15 protein-coding genes and 1 tRNA gene are annotated in these 17,500 nt (G+C 68.5%); 7 read left to right on the forward strand and 9 right to left on the reverse strand.

Annotated elements, in window-relative coordinates; genetic code table 11:
- Positions 1–273 precede the first annotated feature (273 nt).
- From ACIBLC_RS14225 to ACIBLC_RS14240, 4 genes are read left to right on the forward strand one after another with little or no spacing between them, the layout of a single operon-like run.
- Positions 274–867, forward strand: a complete 594-nt coding sequence (locus tag ACIBLC_RS14225) for an RNA polymerase sigma factor (RefSeq protein ID WP_399211188.1) — start codon at positions 274–276, stop codon at positions 865–867.
- The gene (locus tag ACIBLC_RS14230; protein WP_399211189.1) at positions 864–1,676 is read left to right on the forward strand and encodes a BN159_2729 family protein; all 813 of its coding nucleotides are present in this window, start codon (positions 864–866) and stop codon (positions 1,674–1,676) included. The genes ACIBLC_RS14225 and ACIBLC_RS14230 overlap by 4 nt, the downstream gene beginning before the upstream one ends.
- Positions 1,673–2,665 carry a WhiB family transcriptional regulator gene (locus tag ACIBLC_RS14235; RefSeq protein ID WP_399211191.1) on the forward strand — a complete coding sequence of 331 codons (993 nt, stop codon included), beginning with the start codon at positions 1,673–1,675 and terminating at the stop codon, positions 2,663–2,665. Before ACIBLC_RS14230 ends, ACIBLC_RS14235 begins: the two co-directional genes overlap by 4 nt.
- Entirely contained in the window at positions 2,653–3,045 is a 393-nt protein-coding gene (locus ACIBLC_RS14240) for a hypothetical protein (protein ID WP_399211192.1), read from the forward strand. Before ACIBLC_RS14235 ends, ACIBLC_RS14240 begins: the two co-directional genes overlap by 13 nt.
- Before the next feature lie 218 nt (positions 3,046–3,263).
- Here ACIBLC_RS14240 and ACIBLC_RS14245 read toward each other — a convergent pair.
- The 9 genes from ACIBLC_RS14245 to dnaA form a co-directional block, all read right to left on the reverse strand.
- Positions 3,264–3,337, reverse strand: a tRNA-Ile gene (locus ACIBLC_RS14245).
- Between the two features lie 111 nt (positions 3,338–3,448).
- Positions 3,449–4,225, reverse strand: coding sequence for a DUF3566 domain-containing protein (locus ACIBLC_RS14250; protein WP_399211193.1), 777 nt, complete (start codon positions 4,223–4,225; stop codon positions 3,449–3,451).
- An 18-nt stretch (positions 4,226–4,243) separates the two neighbouring features.
- Positions 4,244–6,835, reverse strand: coding sequence for a DNA gyrase subunit A (gyrA, locus tag ACIBLC_RS14255; protein ID WP_399211194.1), 2,592 nt, complete (start codon positions 6,833–6,835; stop codon positions 4,244–4,246).
- A 42-nt stretch (positions 6,836–6,877) separates the two neighbouring features.
- Positions 6,878–8,962 (reverse strand): DNA topoisomerase (ATP-hydrolyzing) subunit B, encoded by a 2,085-nt coding sequence (gene gyrB, locus ACIBLC_RS14260; RefSeq protein WP_399211195.1) that lies wholly within the window; start codon positions 8,960–8,962, stop codon positions 6,878–6,880.
- Positions 8,963–9,292: 330 nt separating this feature from the next.
- Positions 9,293–9,844, reverse strand: coding sequence for a DUF721 domain-containing protein (locus tag ACIBLC_RS14265; RefSeq protein ID WP_399211196.1), 552 nt, complete (start codon positions 9,842–9,844; stop codon positions 9,293–9,295).
- Entirely contained in the window at positions 9,841–10,965 is a 1,125-nt protein-coding gene (recF, locus tag ACIBLC_RS14270) for a DNA replication/repair protein RecF (protein WP_399211197.1), read from the reverse strand. The genes ACIBLC_RS14265 and recF overlap by 4 nt, the downstream gene beginning before the upstream one ends.
- Positions 10,966–11,028: 63 nt before the next feature.
- Positions 11,029–11,904, reverse strand: a complete 876-nt coding sequence (gnd, locus tag ACIBLC_RS14275) for a phosphogluconate dehydrogenase (NAD(+)-dependent, decarboxylating) (RefSeq protein ID WP_399211198.1) — start codon at positions 11,902–11,904, stop codon at positions 11,029–11,031.
- Positions 11,905–12,058: 154 nt separating this feature from the next.
- Positions 12,059–13,189: a DNA polymerase III subunit beta gene (gene dnaN / locus ACIBLC_RS14280; RefSeq protein ID WP_399211199.1), complete on the reverse strand. Its 1,131-nt coding sequence runs from the start codon at positions 13,187–13,189 to the stop codon at positions 12,059–12,061.
- A gap of 1,059 nt (positions 13,190–14,248) precedes the next feature.
- Complete coding sequence (gene dnaA, locus ACIBLC_RS14285) at positions 14,249–16,210, reverse strand: chromosomal replication initiator protein DnaA (RefSeq protein WP_399211200.1); 1,962 nt, start codon at positions 16,208–16,210, stop codon at positions 14,249–14,251.
- Between the two features lie 396 nt (positions 16,211–16,606).
- Here dnaA and rpmH point away from each other — a divergent pair, with 396 nt between their 5' ends.
- Genes rpmH through yidD form a run of 3 tightly spaced genes read left to right on the forward strand, consistent with a single transcriptional unit; the run spans position 16,607 to position 17,499 of the window.
- The gene (gene rpmH / locus ACIBLC_RS14290) at positions 16,607–16,744 is read left to right on the forward strand and encodes a 50S ribosomal protein L34 (RefSeq protein WP_003967884.1); all 138 of its coding nucleotides are present in this window, start codon (positions 16,607–16,609) and stop codon (positions 16,742–16,744) included.
- A gap of 21 nt (positions 16,745–16,765) precedes the next feature.
- Positions 16,766–17,137 (forward strand): ribonuclease P protein component, encoded by a 372-nt coding sequence (rnpA, locus tag ACIBLC_RS14295; protein ID WP_383685019.1) that lies wholly within the window; start codon positions 16,766–16,768, stop codon positions 17,135–17,137.
- Positions 17,134–17,499, forward strand: coding sequence for a membrane protein insertion efficiency factor YidD (gene yidD / locus ACIBLC_RS14300; protein ID WP_383685017.1), 366 nt, complete (start codon positions 17,134–17,136; stop codon positions 17,497–17,499). Before rnpA ends, yidD begins: the two co-directional genes overlap by 4 nt.
- Position 17,500: the final 1 nt, after the last annotated feature.

The raw sequence follows: 17,500 nt of genomic DNA on the forward strand, positions 1-17,500 counted from the left end.
GCACAGTGTAGATGTCATGAACCACTCGACCGTCCGACACCCCATCCCACCCCCATCGGGCCCACCCATGACCAGGCGACACAAGCGCACCACGCGCACCAACTGCCGCCACCGGGCATTTCCCCGCACCCGATGAATCTACATCTACATGAAGACTGGAGATAGATGGCAAGGGACGTACCTCCTGAAGCAATCACCTCGATCCACGCGATCCATCCGTCCTTACGACGAGTCAGAGTCCACAAGCCTTTGTGACCAAGGAGCACACCAGTCGTGTCCGCACAGATCAGATGTGACATCGGGACACCGCGAGCAGCGGAGCCCGAATTGGTGGCCCGGGCCCGCGCGGGCGACCGCGAGGCGTTCGCCGCCCTGTATGTCCAGCACCAGCGCTTCGTGTTCCGCTACCTCCTCTTCCGGACGCGGAACCGGCACCTGGCGGAGGACCTGACCCAGGAGGTCTTCGCACGGGCGCTGCGCCGCATCACCTCGTACACCTGGCAGGGCGCGGCGTTCACCGCCTGGCTGCTCACCATCGCGAGAAACCTGCACCTCGACGAGGTACGGACGAGCCGCACCCGGCTGGAGACCCTGGTCCCCGAACTCGAGGAGACCGACGCGCACGACCGCAGCGCCGAGTCCACCGCGCTGCGCGAGCTGGAGACGGTCGAGGCACTCACCGCCGTGCGGGACGCGCTGCACACGCTCAGCCCGCATCAACGGCGGTGCCTGGAGCTGCGCTACATCGGCGAGATGTCCTCCGCCGAGACCGCGCACACCATGGGGCGCAGCATCGGCGCGGTCAGGGGACTCACCTTCCGGGCGATGCGGAAGTTGCGAACGGCCACGGAGGCGAGCGCCGCGTGAACAGGAACCTTCCGCACGCGGCACAGGTGATCCGCACGGTCATGGCGGCCGGTGGCACCGACCCGGTCACGGCCGCCGCTCACGCCCTGGACGGCGAGCACCTCCTGGTCGACCCGGAGAAGTCCTACGGCATCGTTCTGCACCGCACCGCGACCGGGGGGTGGTCGCGCGGACCGCGGCAGCTGACGGAGCTGGAGCGGCAGGCGCGCGCCTGGGACATGTCGTGCCGGCGTGCCCGTGCCGTCGCGGCCGCCATCGCGCGGCACATCGGCCGGCACCAGGACTTCCAGAGTGTCCACGCGGACGGTGACCAGGTGCGCGTCGCGCTCCTGGTCACCGATCAGGACCAGTGGGCGCGGTGGCGCTCGCACTTCGGCATCACTCACGACCGCGAGCGGCTGCTGCCCGACGCGGTGATCGGCGAATGCCATCACGAAGGAGTGCGCGTATCGGTGGTGGCTTACGAGCTCCCGGCGCCGTCGCCCAGCCCGAGGAGTCCCGAGGCGGCACGGGCGTTCGAGTTCGGCGGGCGGGTGTACGACCTCACGGTGCCTCAGCGTGATGCGCACGGGCAGGTCTGGTACTTCCAGGGCCGGCGCGGCCACGACGGCATGCCCCTGCTGTCGCTGGACGGCCGCCCGGAACGGTGCTCGCTCCCCAACGTGGCGGCACACCTGGGCCCCCTGACTCCGATGCGGGAGCCGTCAGATCCGGTGGTCGCCGATGTGGCCGGTGAGCGCGCCAGGAGTGAGCCGTCCTTGACGGGCGCCGGCACCGTGACCGCGACACGGAGCGAGCAGGCTCGATGAGGGCCTACGGCGACAGATTCCGGGCGTCGGCCGGAAAGCGTCCCACGGAGCCCGCCGAGGCCAACGTGCCTGCCACCGGCGGGTCGTGGCAGTGGACGGCGACGCGTCGTGCGGAAGCGGACGGCGACGCGTCGGACTGGGGCCTGCGTGCCGCGTGCCGGAGCGAGGATCCCGAACTGTGGTTCTCCGACAGGACACGGGCGGCCGCCACGGCCATCTGCGACTCCTGCCTGGTGCTTCAGGAGTGCCGTGCGGCCGTACTGCACCGTGAGGCCGGCCTGCCCGCGTGCGACCGCGCGGGCATCGCCGCGGGCCTCACCGGCGCCCAGCGGCACGCGTTGGAGAAGCGGCGCGCCCGAAGGGCCGAGATGCCGGTGACTCCGCCGGCCAGAGCTGTCCCCCTGCGCGGGGAGATCGCGCCGTGCGGAACCCGCGCGGCCTACCAGCGACACGTACGCAAGGGGGAGCCGCCCGACGAGGCCTGTCGAGCGGCCAACGCCCGTGGCGCCAGCAGTTACCGGCGTACCGGGTCGACGATGCGCTCCGCCGGCCGGCCGCCGCCCGGCGAACGGCACAGCTTGGCCGCCTTGTCCGGGCCGGCCGCAATGTCCGGGTCGGCCGCCACGTCCGGGCAGGCCGCCGCGGTTTCCGGCCTTGCCCCGCGTCCTGTGCCCGATCCGACGCGGCCCATCCGAACCGCCCGGCCCATCCGAACCGCCCGTAGACCCTGCGGGACGCGGACCCCGTCCCAGGGGACCCCGTCCCGGACCACGCACCCCGGAGCAACATGTCCGCACCCGTCACGCCCTCACCCCAGGAACCGGCTGAATGGCCGCGCCCCCACGCTCGTCGACACGGGTCCACCGGCCGGTTCCGGGGCCTCCTCGAAATCGTCTTCCAGCGGCGTCCGACACGGCAACGGGCCACCGTCCCCGTCCAGTACCCGCCAACCGGCTCTCAGCCGCCCGACCGGGAGGTGCCGGAGGTAATCCGCTGGCAACAGCACGCCGACGCCTACGAGCGGCGGTGCGAGAGTCTGGAACGGGAGCGGGCGCATCTCCTCGCCTGGCTCGCGGTGCTGCATCCGGCGACCTCGGTCCTCGCCGGGCACAGCAGCGGCGAGGACGGCGGGCGCGTCCTGCACATGGTGGCCGGGGGCAGACAGATGTGCTGGCTCGTCGCGCCCCGGGACACCCACCTGTTCCGTCACACGAACCACGTCGAAACCGTGGAGCCGGTCGACGCACGCGCGCGTGAGGACGACCGGGAGACCGAGGCGAAGTACGCGCACCTGCGTCAGCACACCCGCCTGCTGGCCCTGGAGGAGGGCGTGGCAACGGTCGTCGAGGAGCTGCGACGCCGCGCCTGACCGATCCCCGCCCACGCTCCCCGCTCGCTCCCCGCGCTCGCTCGCCGCGCTCCGGTCGGCAGGCTCGGGAGGCTCGGGAGGCACGTCGACCGGAACACACGAGCCCGGCGGATCAGGTGATCCGCCGGGCTCGTCGCGTGCCTTGAGCCGCTGGAGGCCAATAGGCTCCGGGATCGACAAAGGCCCCCAATCACGACTGATTGGGGGCCTTCATGATGTGGGGCTAACAGGATTTGAACCTGTGGCCTCATCCTTATCAGGGATGCGCTCTAACCAACTGAGCTATAGCCCCGCCGCGCTCTGCGGTGTATGTCCCGCGCGCTGACCTCTGAAGATTAGCGCACGACGCGGCCAGTCCCAAAATCGATAGTCGGCGGACGTTTGAGAGGGCGCCCGGCGGTGGTTACTCGTCCTCCGCCAGCGTCAGCTCGACGCCTCCGACGAAGCCGGCGGAGAGGTTGTAGATGAACGCGCCGAGCGTCGCGAGCGCGGTGGCGAGGACGACGTCGATGACCGCGATGATCGACGTGAACATCAGCACGTGCGGCAGGGAGAGGAACGACTGGAGGTCGAAGCCGTTCGACTCGTTCGAGCCCGTTGCCTCGGAGATGGTGCCGCCGACCGTCGAGAAGACGCCCATCGCGTCCATGACCATCCACAGCACCGCGGACGCGACGATCGTGCAGATGCCGAGGGCGATGGAGAGCAGGAAGCTGACCTTCATCACCGACCACGGGTCGGCCTTGGCGACCCGCAGGCGGGCCTTGCGGGTCCGCGGCATCGTGCGCGCGCCGGTACGCGGCCGGCGGACGGCGCCCGAGGGCGTCTGAGCCGGGTACGCCTGCGGCGGGTGATAGGGCTGCGCGGGCTGCGACGGCTGCCGGTCCCCCGGCAGCGGCGAACCGGGCAACGGTGAACCCGGCATCGAGGATCCGGGCATCGGTGAGCCGGGCAGGGGCGGACCCTGCTGCGGCGCCCCGGCCACCGGCGAACCGGGCGCCGGTGGCGCACCTGCCGGGGCCTCCCCGCCCATGTACTGCTGGGCCTGCGGGCCTCGGGTGTCCGTCACAGTTCCCCCCTGGGATCCATGAGAGTCATGGGAATCAGTCGCATCAATGGCGGGGCCACGGCCGCCGTCCGTTTCCGTACCGGTCGATCCGGCGCCCGTGGCTCCGCTCACGACGACTCACTCCTCGCGCTACTCGGCCGAGGACGACTCGCCCTCTACCGTACCGACGGCCTCGACGCTTTCGGCGGTGTCGTCCACGGCGTCCTCGCCGTCGACTTCCTCCGCCTCGCGACCGGCCTCGGCGTTACGAGCGATACCGACGACGGCATCGCGCTTGCCCAGGTTGATCAGTTGGACGCCCATGGTGTCACGGCCCGTCTCCCTGACCTCGTTGACTCGCGTACGAATCACACCACCGGACAGCGTGATGGCAAGGATCTCATCAGTCTCCTCGACCACCAACGCGCCCACCAGAGAACCGCGGTCCTCGACGATCTTGGCGGCCTTGATGCCCAGGCCACCGCGACCCTGGACGCGGTACTCGGCGACGTTGGTCCGCTTCGCGTACCCACCGTCTGTGGCAGTGAACACGAACGTACCGGGTCGAACAACATTCATCGAGAGCAACTGGTCTCCCTCGCGGAAGCTCATGCCCTTGACGCCCGAGGTGGCGCGGCCCATCGGTCGCAGCGCGTCGTCCGTCGCCGTGAACCTGATCGACTGTGCCTTCTTGCTGATCAGAAGCAGATCGTCCTCGGCGGATACGAGTTCGGCTCCGATCAGTTCGTCGTCGGAACCGTCCTCCGTCTCACGGAGATTGATCGCGATGACGCCGCCAGAACGCGGGGAATCGTAATCCTTCAGAGGCGTCTTCTTAACCAGACCGCCCTTGGTGGCCAGCACCAGGTAGGGAGTCGCCTCGTAGTCGCGGATCGCGAGGATCTGTGCGATCTGCTCGTCCGGCTGGAAGGCCAGCAGGTTGGCGACGTGCTGGCCGCGCGCGTCACGTCCGGCGTCCGGAAGCTCGTACGCCTTCGCGCGGTAGACGCGGCCCTTGTTGGTGAAGAACAGCAGCCAGTGGTGCGTCGTCGACACGAAGAAGTGGTCGACGATGTCGTCCTGCTTCAGCTTCGCACCGCGTACGCCCTTGCCGCCGCGCTTCTGCGAGCGGTAGTCCTCGGTCTTGGTCCGCTTGATGTAGCCGCCGCGCGTGATGGTGACGACGATGTCCTCTTCGGCGATCAGGTCCTCCATGGACATGTCGCCGTCGAAGGGAATCAGCTTGGAGCGCCGGTCGTCGCCGAACTTGTCGACGATCGCGGTCAGTTCCTCGCTGATGATCTGCCGCTGGCGCACCGGCGAGGCCAGGATCGCGTTGTACTCGGTGATCTTCGCCTGGAGCTCGTCGTGCTCCTGGATGATCTTCTGGCGCTCCAGGGCGGCCAGTCGGCGCAGCTGCATCTCGAGGATGGCGTTGGCCTGGATCTCGTCGATCTCCAGGAGGCCCATCAGGCCCACGCGCGCGATCTCGACGGTGTCGCTGCGCCGGATCAGCGCGATGACGTCGTCGATGGCGTCCAGGGCCTTGAGGAGGCCACGCAGGATGTGCGCGCGCTCCTCGGCCTTGCGCAGCCGGAACCTCGTACGGCGGACGATGACCTCGATCTGGTGCGTCACCCAGTGGCGGATGAACGCGTCGAGCGACAGCGTGCGCGGGACGCCGTCGACCAGCGCCAGCATGTTGGCGCTGAAGTTCGACTGGAGATCGGTGTGCTTGTAGAGGTTGTTCAGTACGACCTTGGCGACCGCGTCCCGCTTCAGGACGATGACCAGGCGCTGGCCGGTGCGCGAGGACGTCTCGTCGCGGACGTCGGCGATGCCGCCGACCTTGCCGTCCTTCACGAGGTCGGCGATCTTCTGCGCGAGGTTGTCCGGGTTGACCTGGTACGGGAGTTCGGTGACCACCAGGCACTGGCGGTTCTGGATCTCCTCGACCTCGATGACCGCGCGCATCGTGATGGAGCCACGACCCGTGCGGTACGCCTCCTCGATGCCTTTTCGGCCCACTACGAGGGCACCGCTCGGGAAGTCGGGGCCCTTGATGCGCTCGATCAGCGCGTCCAGGAGCTCCTCGTGCGAGGCCTCCGGGTTGTCCAGGTACCACTGGGCGCCGGCCGCGACCTCGCGCAGGTTGTGCGGCGGGATGTTCGTCGCCATGCCGACCGCGATGCCCGCCGAACCGTTGATCAGCAGGTTCGGGAAGCGGGCCGGCAGGACGGTCGGCTCCTGGGAGCGGCCGTCGTAGTTGTCCGTGAAGTCGACGGTCTCCTCGTCGATGTCACGGACCATCTCCATGGACAGCGGCATCAGCTTGCACTCGGTGTACCGCATGGCGGCGGCCGGGTCGTTGCCCGGGGAACCGAAGTTGCCGTTGGAGTCCACGAGCGGCATCCGCATCGACCACGGCTGCGCGAGGCGGACCAGCGCGTCGTAGATCGAGGAGTCGCCGTGCGGGTGGTAGTTGCCCATGACGTCGCCGACGACGCGGGCGCACTTGTAGAAGCCCTTCTCGGGCCGGTAGCCGCCGTCGTACATGGCGTACAGGACGCGGCGGTGGACGGGCTTGAGACCGTCCCGTACGTCGGGCAGCGCGCGCGACACGATGACGGACATCGCGTAGTCGAGATACGAGCGCTGCATCTCCGTCTCGAGCCCGACGGGCTCGACCCGCTGGGCGATGGCGATCTCTTCAGGCGTACTGGGAGTGTTCTCGTCGGCCATTGCTGGTGAAGATCCTTCCTGGTGCGGTCAGCTGAGACCGACTCAGATGTCGAGGAACCGGACGTCCTTGGCGTTGCGCTGGATGAACGCGCGGCGCGCCTCGACGTCCTCGCCCATGAGGACCGAGAAGAGGTCGTCCGCCTGGGCGGCGTCGTCGAGGGTGACCTGGCCGAGGACGCGGTGCTCCTGGTCCATGGTCGTGATGCGCAGTTCCTCGGCGTTCATCTCTCCGAGGCCCTTGAAGCGCTGGACCGAGTCCTCGCGGATGCGCTTGCCGGCCTGCTTGCCCAGCTCGATCAGCGCGTCGCGCTCGCGGTCGGAGTACGCGTACTCGAAGTCCTCACGGCCCCACTTGATCTTGTAGAGCGGCGGACGCGAGAGGAACACGTGCCCGGCCTCGACCAGCGGCCGCATGAAGCGGAACAGGAACGTCAGGAGCAGGGTGTTGATGTGCTGACCGTCGACGTCGGCGTCCGCCATCAGAATGATCTTGTGATAGCGGAGCTTCTCGATGTCGAAGTCCTCGTGGACTCCGGTGCCGAAGGCCGAGATCAGCGCCTGGATCTCCTGGTTCTGGAGGATCTTGTCGATCCGCGACTTCTCGACGTTGAGGATCTTTCCCCGGATCGGGAGGATCGCCTGGTACTGCGGATTGCGGCCGGACTTGGCCGAGCCGCCGGCGGAGTCACCCTCGACGATGAAGATCTCGCACTTGGTGGGATCGTTCGACTGGCAGTCCGAGAGCTTGCCCGGCAGGGACGCCGACTCGAGCAGGCCCTTGCGGCGGGTGAGGTCACGCGCCTTGCGGGCCGCCACGCGCGCGGTGGCCGCCTGGATGGACTTGCGGATGATGTCCGAAGCCTCGTTCGGGTTGCGGTCCAGCCAGTCCGTCAGACGCTCGTGCACGACCTTCTGCACGAAGGTCTTCGCCTCGGTGTTGCCCAGCTTGGTCTTGGTCTGACCCTCGAACTGCGGTTCGCCGAGCTTGACCGAGATGATCGCGGTCAGACCCTCGCGGATGTCGTCACCCGTGAGGTTGTCGTCCTTCTCGCGCAGCAGCTTCTTGTCGCGCGCGTACCGGTTGATCAGACCGGTCAGAGCGGCTCGGAAGCCCTCTTCGTGCGTGCCGCCCTCGTGCGTGTGGATGGTGTTGGCGAAGGAGTACACACCCTCGCTGTAGCCACTGTTCCACTGCATCGCGACCTCGAGGGAGAGCATGCGCTCCTTGTCCTCGGCCTCGACGTCGATCACGGTGTCGTGGACGACCTCTCCCTTGCGGGAGTTCAGGTACTTCACGAAGTCGACGATGCCGCCCGCGTAGTGGTACGTGACGGTCTTGACCTCGGCGATCTCGTCCGCCCCGGCCTCGTCCGCACCGACCGTGGCCTTGGCCGAGTCGCGCTCATCAGTGAGTTTGATGGTCAAACCCTTGTTGAGGAACGCCATCTCCTGGAGGCGCCGCGACAGCGTCTCGAAGGAGTAGTCGGTGGTCTCGAAGATGTCGCCGTCGGCCCAGAAGGTGACCGAGGTACCGGTCTCCTCGGTGGCCTCGTGCTTGGCGAGCGGGGCCGTCGGGACGCCCAACTTGTAGTCCTGCGTCCAGCGGGAGCCGTCGGTCCTGACCTCGACGGCCACCTTCGTGGACAGCGCGTTCACGACGGACACACCCACGCCGTGCAGACCGCCGGAGACGGCGTAACCGCCACCGCCGAACTTGCCGCCCGCGTGCAGCACCGTCATCACGACCTCGACAGCCGGCTTGCCCTCGGACGGGACAATGCCCACCGGGATGCCGCGGCCGTTGTCGATCACGCGAACGCCGCCGTCGGCCAGGATCGTGACGTCGATGGTGTCCGCGTGGCCGGCCAGCGCCTCGTCGACGGAGTTGTCGACGACTTCCTGCACAAGGTGGTGCAGTCCGCGCTCGCCGGTGGAGCCGATGTACATACCGGGTCGCTTGCGGACCGCGTCCAGACCCTCGAGGACGGTGATGGCGTTGGCGTCGTACGAGGCTGTGACCTCGCCGTTCGAGGTAGTGGCCTCGGCGGTGACGCCGGCGTCGGTGGACGGAATGTTCTCGTTGGGGTTGCCGGAATCGGCCACGAAGCGCCCTTTCTGGCACAGCACAAGCCGAACTCCTGGCAGGTGGCCGGAGCGGCTGCGGCATGTTGCGTTGGTAAGCCTTAGTCAGCGTTGCTCGGTGCGTCCCACAAGTGGGGCGGGATTAGCTTCCAGTCTACCGGTAGCGCCGACAGTGATGGGGGTTTGCCGGTACCTGAGTCCGCATGTGCCGCCCTGAACCGGTCTCGGCCGACTCCCCATATGCGGACCCGGCCCCAAAGAGGCTCACAGCGGCACTCAGCGCTTCCGGGTGTCAACCCTTGGCTACTGCCGAGTCACGTCGGTGTTCGCAGCCGCACCCGGTCAACCGGCGGCAACCCCTCCGGCCTGTCCCGATCACCCGTAGGTGTCGCCGGGACCCTTGCTTCCGGGGGCACGCAGGGGGCCGTAGCGACGGGGGGGACCCCCGGGACCCTGCACCTTGATCAGCCGCACCGTGCCGTGCCCGAGGTCCTGATTCAGCCGTTTCACCAACTCCGGTGCGAGCAGGCGCAATTGGGTCGCCCAGGCGGTCGAATCGCACTGCACGGTCAGCACCCGCTCGGCCGGATCGTCGTCGTACCGCAGCGGAACGCAGTGATTGGCCAGGTCGTCCCCGACGATCTGCGGCCAGCGCCCCATCACGCCCCCAACCGCGGCCGGGGTCTCCCAGCCGCGCTCGGTGAGCAGCCGGTTGATGGCGGCACCGAGCGCCATCGGGTCCCGCCCGTCGGCACCCGACCCGGAACGCAGACCGCCACCGCGCCGCGCCTGCTTCTTCTGCTGCGCGGCGTCCCCACGCGCGCGTGCCTGCTCCTTCGCGGCGCGCAGCGCCACCCGCGCGAGGTCCACGCCGGACGGTTCGGGGACCTTGGGCGCCGCTGCCGGGTCGGGTGTGTTCTCCGTCATACGCGCTCCACCCCGCCCTCGGACACGCTGTACCGCGTCCCCGTGAGTACGCCCGGTACGTCGTCGTCGACCGCGGCCGTCACGAGCACCTGCTCGCCCGGGGCCACCAGCTCCGCGAGCCGCTCGCGCCTACGGGTGTCCAGCTCGGCGAACACGTCGTCCAGGACCAGTACCGGCTCATTGCCCTCGGACCTGAGCAGGTCGTACGACGCGAGCCGCAGCGCCAGTGCGTACGACCAGGACTCGCCGTGTGACGCGTATCCCTTCGCGGGCAGCTGGCCGAGCTTGAGCAGCAGCTCGTCGCGGTGCGGGCCCACCAGGGTGACGCCCCGCTCGATCTCCTGCTTGCGTGCCTCCAGGAGGGCGGCCATGAGCTGCTCGTACAGCTCCTCGCGCGCGTGGCCGACGATTTCGGGCGAGGAGGGCTTGTACTCCAGTGCGACCGGGCCGCCGCCGGGCGCGAGCTGCTCGTACGCCTTGTCGGACAGCGGCTGGATCGCGGAGACCAGATCGAGGCGCTGGGCGAGCAGCTCGGCGCCCACGCGCGCGAGGTGCTGGTCCCAGACGTCGAGCGTGGACAGGTCCATGGTGCGGCCGCCGTGCCGCCGGGCCAGCGCGGCCGACTTGAGGAGCGTGTTGCGCTGCCTGAGCACCCGGTCGTAGTCGGAACGGACGCCCGCCATCCGCGGGGAGCGGGCGGTGATCAGCTCGTCGAGGAAGCGGCGCCGCTCGCCGGGATCACCCTTGACCAGGGCGAGATCCTCGGGGGCGAACAGCACGGTACGTACGATGCCCAGCACGTCACGTGGTCTGACCTGCGACGACCTGTTGATGCGGGCGCGGTTGGCCTTGCCGGGGTTCAGCTCGAGCTCGATGAGCTGCTGACGCTCGCCCTGACGGACATTGGCCCGGATGATCGCCCGGTCGGCGCCCATGCGCACCAGCGGCGCGTCGGAGGAGACGCGGTGGCTGCCGAGGGTCGCGAGATAGCCGACCGCCTCGACGAGGTTCGTCTTGCCCTGTCCGTTGGGGCCCACGAACGCGGTGACGCCCGGGTCGAGCGGGACCTCGACCCGGGCGTAGGAGCGGAAGTCGGCCAGCGACAGATGCGTGACGTGCATGGTCGTTCGCCGACCTCCCCCAGGGTTGTGGATCCACGGGCCGCCGGCCTGTGGACCTGTGGACTACTTCTTCTCGACCGCGTGGCCGCCGAACTGGTTGCGCAGCGCGGCCACCATCTTCATCTGCGGCGAGTCCTCCTGCCGGGACGCGAAGCGCGCGAAGAGGGACGCGGTGATCGCGGGCAGCGGTACGGAGTTGTCGATAGCGGCCTCGACGGTCCAGCGGCCTTCGCCGGAGTCCTCCGCGAAACCGCGCAGCTTGGCCAGGTGTTCGTCGTCGTCCAGGGCGTTGACGGCGAGGTCGAGCAGCCAGGAGCGGATGACGGTGCCTTCCTGCCAGGAGCGGAAGACCTCGCGTACGTCCGTGACGGAGTCGACCTTCTCCAGGAGCTCCCAGCCCTCGGCGTAGGCCTGCATCATGGCGTACTCGATGCCGTTGTGGACCATCTTGGAGAAGTGGCCGGCGCCGACCTTTCCGGCGTGTACGAAGCCGAAGTCGCCCTCGGGCTTGAGCGCGTCGAAGACCGGCTGGACCTTGGCGATGTTCTCCGGGTCGCCGCCGACCATCAGCGCGTAGCCGTTCTCCAGGCCCCACACGCCGCCCGAGACGCCGGCGTCGACGAAGCCGATGCCCTTGATGCCGAGCTCGACGGCGTGCTTCTCGTCGTCCGTCCAGCGGGAGTTGCCGCCGTCCACGACGACGTCACCGGGGGACAGGAGTGAGGCCAGCTCGTCGACGGTGGACTGGGTCGCGGCACCGGCCGGGATCATCACCCACACCACACGCGGGCCCTCGAGCCTGCCCACAAGCTCTTCCAGGCTGTGGACATCGGCGAGGTCCGGGTTGCGGTCGTATCCGAGGACGGTGTGGCCTGCGCGGCGAATGCGCTCGCGCATGTTGCCGCCCATCTTGCCGAGGCCGACGAGACCGAGCTCCATCAGTGGTTCCTTAGGTTTGCGACGTGGCGTGAGGGCACTCTCGTACCCACGTACGAGCCTAAACCCGGACGCTCACGCACACCTGTGGGCATACGCGCTCAGACGTACACCCCGACCTGCGGCTCCGCGGCCGGTGGGCACCGGCCGCCACGCGTCAGCCGCTGAGGCGCACCGGCATGATCAGGTACTTGTAGGCCTCGTCCGCCTCGGCGTCCAGAGCGGGCTTGCCGCTCAGCAGCGCGGGCTTCGTGGACGTCGTGAAGGCGAGCTGGGCGACCGGCGAGTCGATGGCACTCAGGCCGTCCAGCAGGAACGTCGGGTTGAAGGCGATCGACACGTCGTCGCCCTCGAGCTGGGCGTCGACCCTCTCCACAGCCTGTGCGTCGTCGCTGGAGCCCGCCTCCAGGATCAGCACCCCCTGCTCGAAGCTCAGTCGCACCGGGGTGTTCCGCTCGGCGACCAGGGCCACACGCTTGACGGCCTCCACGAAGGGGGCGGTCTCGATGACGGCGATCGAGTTGAACTCCGTCGGGAACAGCGAGCGGTACTTCGGGAGGTCACCCTCGAGCAGCCGGGTGGTCGTACGCCGCCCCGCGCCCTCGAAGCCGATCAGGCCCTCACCGGCACCTGAGCCGGACAGCGCCAGGATCACGCTGTCGCCGCTCGTAAGGGCCTTGGCGGTGTCCAGGAGCGTCTTGGCGGGCACCAGGGCCACCGCGGACGCCTCGGGGTCCTCCGGCTTCCACAGGAACTCACGGACCGCGAAGCGATAGCGGTCGGTGGAGGCGAGGGTGACCGTGTCGCCCTCGATCTCGATGCGGACGCCGGTGAGGACGGGCAGCGTGTCGTCGCGCCCGGCCGCGATGGCCACCTGGGCGGCGGCCGAGGCGAAGACCTCACCCGGGACGGTGCCGGTAGCCGACGGCATCTGCGGCAGCGCCGGGTACTCCTCCACAGGCAGGGTGTGGAGTGTGAACCGCGAGGAGCCGCAGACCACGGTCGCCCGTGCACCGTCTGTGGAAATCTCCACCGGACGGTTGGGGAGGGCGCGGCAGATGTCGGCGAGCAGGCGGCCGGAGACGAGCACCGTGCCCTCCTCGTCGATCTCCGCGTCGACCGAGACCCTCGCCGAGACCTCGTAGTCGAAGCTGGAGAGGCTCAGAGCGCCCTCCTCGGCCTTCAGGAGCAGGCCGGCGAGCACAGGAGCCGGCGGACGGGCCGGGAGGCTGCGTGCCGCCCAGGCCACTGCCTCCGCGAGTACGTCGCGTTCCACCCGGATCTTCACCGTTGCCGCCTCCGTCTGTTGCCGGCGCTCTCGCCCTGCTGGCCTTCGTCGTCTGACTCGGTGTCGCTCTGCCCAGGGATGGGCAGGACACCGGGGACCAGTCTGACGCACCGCACTGACAGTCGGTGCCCCTCGGGGTCAAGTCGTGCGGAGCGGCACCAGAGGCTCCGGGGCCAAGTTGTGCACAGCCCCCACTTCGAATCGATTCCCAGCCTCTCTCTAGTTGGTCTTAGTAGTAGGCCCTGTGGAAACCGTGGATAACCCCGTTTTCGCAGCTCAGAGGCGCTTTTTTGTCCACTGGCCCTGTGGGTGGGAGCGGTGGAAAACCCTGCTCCTCTGTGGACGGCGAAAAGTTCTGCACACTCCATGCACAGGCTGAGGGCACTTCTCCCCAACGTCGTCCCCAGGTTTACCCACGTTCCCCACAGGCCAACCCGGCACCTTTGTGTGACGCCTTTCACTCGACACGGTGAGAGCGCGCGTCGGGTTGCCGAACAGTGGACAGGGATGTGGAGAAGCTGTTGATCGCTGGGGACAACCCGGCCCAACCTGTGGGTCGGCGGTGGACAACTTGGTGCACACCCTGTGGATCTTTTTTTCGTCCACAGCCTGTGGAAAACCTTTGTCCACCAATCCACAAGCAGGTGACCTGGTCTGATGGTCTTTCAACAACCCTCCCTGTGGACACGATCTGGACAACTTCCCAGTCCCCAGGGTGTGGACGCCAGAAAGTCACCGAATCTGTGGAGAGTGGCCGTAACCCCGCTCTTAATCGAACAGCGGATGACCGCCGATCGACGAAGGAAACCCTCCGCCGAGCCGCGAAAACGTCGCCGGACACCTTCCGAGAACCCGCGAGAACCTCACCGGGGCACCCTCCACAGACCTGAGGAAGCGTCGCCGGAGGCCCTCGGCAGACGTCCGAGAACCCCGTTGGACATCCTCGGCGCAGGCACGGGAACGGCGGAAGGCGCCCTCGGGAAGGTGTCCCGGGGCGCCCTCGGCGACGTACGAAGGTGTCTGCCTGGCCCTGTCAGCCGCTTTTGCCAGCCGCTTCCCTCAGCCGTTCTTGATGCGGTTCGTGAGCTCGGTGACCTGGTTGTAGATGGAGCGGCGCTCGGCCATCAGCGCGCGGATCTTGCGGTCGGCGTGCATCACGGTCGTGTGGTCGCGGCCGCCGAACTGCGCGCCGATCTTCGGCAGCGAGAGATCGGTGAGCTCGCGGCACAGGTACATGGCGATCTGGCGTGCCGTCACCAGGACACGGCTGCGCGAGGAGCCGCACAGGTCGTCCACGGTGAGCCCGAAGTAGTCGGCGGTGGCCGCCATGATGGCCGGCGCGGTGATCTCCGGAGAAGAGTCCTCGCCCCCGGGGATCAGGTCCTTGAGGACGATCTCCGTCAGACCGAGGTCCACCGGCTGCCGGTTGAGCGACGCGAACGCCGTCACCCGGATCAGCGCGCCCTCCAGCTCGCGGATGTTCCGCGAGATCCGGGACGCGATGAACTCCAGCACCTCCGGCGGGGCGTTGAGCTGCTCCTGCACCGCCTTCTTACGAAGGATGGCGATACGGGTCTCCAGCTCGGGCGGCTGGACGTCCGTGATCAGACCCCACTCGAAGCGGTTGCGCAGCCGGTCCTCGAGGGTGACCAGCTGCTTGGGCGGCCGGTCACTGGAGAGCACGATCTGCTTGTTCGCGTTGTGGAGCGTGTTGAAGGTGTGGAAGAACTCCTCCTGCGTCGACTCCTTGTCCGCCAGGAACTGGATGTCGTCGACGAGCAGGATGTCCATCTCGCGGTACCGCTTGCGGAAGCTGTCGCCCTTGCCGTCGCGGATGGAGTTGATGAACTCGTTGGTGAACTCCTCCGAGCTCACGTACCGCACCCGGGTGCCGGGGTACAGGCTGCGGGCGTAGTGGCCGATCGCGTGCAGCAGGTGCGTCTTGCCGAGGCCCGACTCGCCGTAGATGAAGAGCGGGTTGTACGCCTTCGCCGGTGCCTCGGCGACGGCGACCGCGGCGGCGTGCGCGAAGCGGTTGGAGGCGCCGATGACGAAGGTGTCGAAGAGGTACTTCGGGTTGAGGCGCGCGGTGGGCTCGCCCGGACCGCTCGCCGGCGCGGGCTGCGCGGCCAGCGGGCCCGGGGCGCCGCGGTGCATGTGGCCGCTGCCGGAGGGCGGCTCCTGAAGATCGCGGCGGTCGGGGCGCTGATCGTAGTCGGGGCGCTGCTGCTCGTAGGGCGGGCGGTCCATGGACTGCGGCCGGTAGTCCTGCGAGGGCGAGGCGTAGGGGTCGCGCTCCGGGAAGCCGAGGCGCTGCTGCTGCCAGCCGTAGTCGTCCTGATGCCGCGGCCAGGCGCCCGGTTCGGGGCGCTGATAGTCGGGGTAGGCGGGGCGGGCGGTCGGGAGCTGGTCCGGGCGGCCCGAGGGCAGCTGATCGCCGGGAGCTCCGGGGAGCTGATCGGACCGGCCGGGCCTGTGGTCGTCGGCGCGGTGGCGTCCGTACCCCTCGTATCCGGTACGGCGCTGACCGTCGTAAGGGCCCCGCTCGTCGCGGTTCTGGTTGTCGTAGGGCGTTCGCTCGTCGCGGCCCTGGCTGTCGTACGAGGGGCGCTCGTCGCGCGCCTGGCTGTCGTACGGGTTTCGCTCGTCGCGGTTCTGGTTGTCGTACGTGTCGCGGCCCTGGCCCTGGCCTGAGGGGGGCTCCGGATCCTCGTAACGGGGCTGGGCGGGCACCGGGGGTTCGCCGGCGGAGTCGTCGACGGTGATGGCGATACGGATCGGGCGGCCGCACTCGCGGCTCAGGGTCTCGCTGACGATCGGCGCGAGCCGGCCTTCCAGTACGCCCTTCGCGAACTCGTTGGGCACCGCGAGGAGTGCGGTGTCCGCGACCAGTGCCAGAGGCTGGCAGCGCTTGATCCAGTGCTCGTCCTTCGCCTCGACACCCTGGCCGCGGCCCTCCCCGAGAAGTTGCTCCATCACTCGTGGCCACACTGCGGCAAGATCGGCAGGTACGTCAGCCACAGGGCACGCTCTCTCATGGGTCCCACGAACGTGTGGTTCTGGGAGCAGGTTGGGAAGTCAGTCGGGTGGAGCGGTGGGGGCAGAGCCGCTGGGGCGGTGAGACGGGAACGAATCGGAGTTCGGCCACGGTAGTCAGGGCGACCGCTGCGGTTCAAGTTGTTGTCCCCAGCCTGTGGATAGTGTCTCCTGGCGGGTGCTGGTTTGACCGGATGGCGTAGCCGCGCGTACCGTAACCAGGTCGAGTTGTCGATGGCTGCTGCCGCCTGCCTCCGATGGGCACAGGTCACTTCGAGTGATCGGGAAGCGGTGCACTCGGGCGTATACGAGCTACTCGTGGGCGCACGGTGACAGCCAGGACGGCACCCCGCCACCACCGATTCTTTCTGGAGCCCCCGAGTGAGCAAGCGCACCTTCCAGCCGAACAACCGTCGTCGCGCCAAGACCCACGGCTTCCGCCTGCGGATGCGTACCCGTGCCGGCCGCGCGATTCTCGCGAACCGTCGTGGCAAGGGTCGATCCAGCCTGTCCGCCTGATCACTTACAGGTCATGACGTCGTGCTGCCTACCGAGCATCGGCTGAGGCGGCGCGAGGACTTCGCGACCGCGGTACGCCGAGGACGCCGGGCCGGACGCCCGCTCCTCGTCGTCCATCTACGTAGCGGTGCAACGGACCCGCACGCGCCTGGGGAGAGCGCTCCCCCGACGCGTGCGGGTTTCGTCGTGAGCAAAGCCGTGGGTGGAGCTGTCGTACGCACCAGGGTGAAGCGCAGGCTTCGCCATCTGATGCGTGACCGAGTGGACCTGCTGCCCCCCGGTAGCCTGGTAGTCGTACGAGCGTTGCCCGGTGCGGGTGACGCCGACCATGAACAGCTGGCCCGAGACCTGGATGCCGCTCTTCAGCGGCTGCTGGGAGGGGGCGCGCGATGAAGTACCCGCTGTTGGCTCTCATCAAGCTGTACCAGTGGACGATCAGCCCGCTGCTGGGGCCGGTGTGCAAGTACTACCCGTCGTGTTCCCGCTACGGCTACCAGGCCATCGACCGGCATGGTGCGATCAAGGGAACGGCACTCACCGCCTGGCGCATCCTGCGATGCAATCCGTGGTCGCTGGGTGGTGTGGACCATGTTCCGCCGCGCAAGCGTCCGCGGTGGCACGAAATGCTGCGTAACGCCTGGCGTGCGCGCAAGGGCGGGACCTCCGCCGCCGAACCGGCCATCGAGGGGCACGGTATGTCCGACCACCCCGCGAGCCCGGCCGCCGAGACCCCGTCCCATGCTCAAGGAGCCTGAT

Source organism: Streptomyces sp. NPDC050535 (assembly GCF_044457665.1).
In the GTDB taxonomy this organism is placed as follows: Bacteria; Actinomycetota; Actinomycetes; order Streptomycetales; family Streptomycetaceae; genus Streptomyces.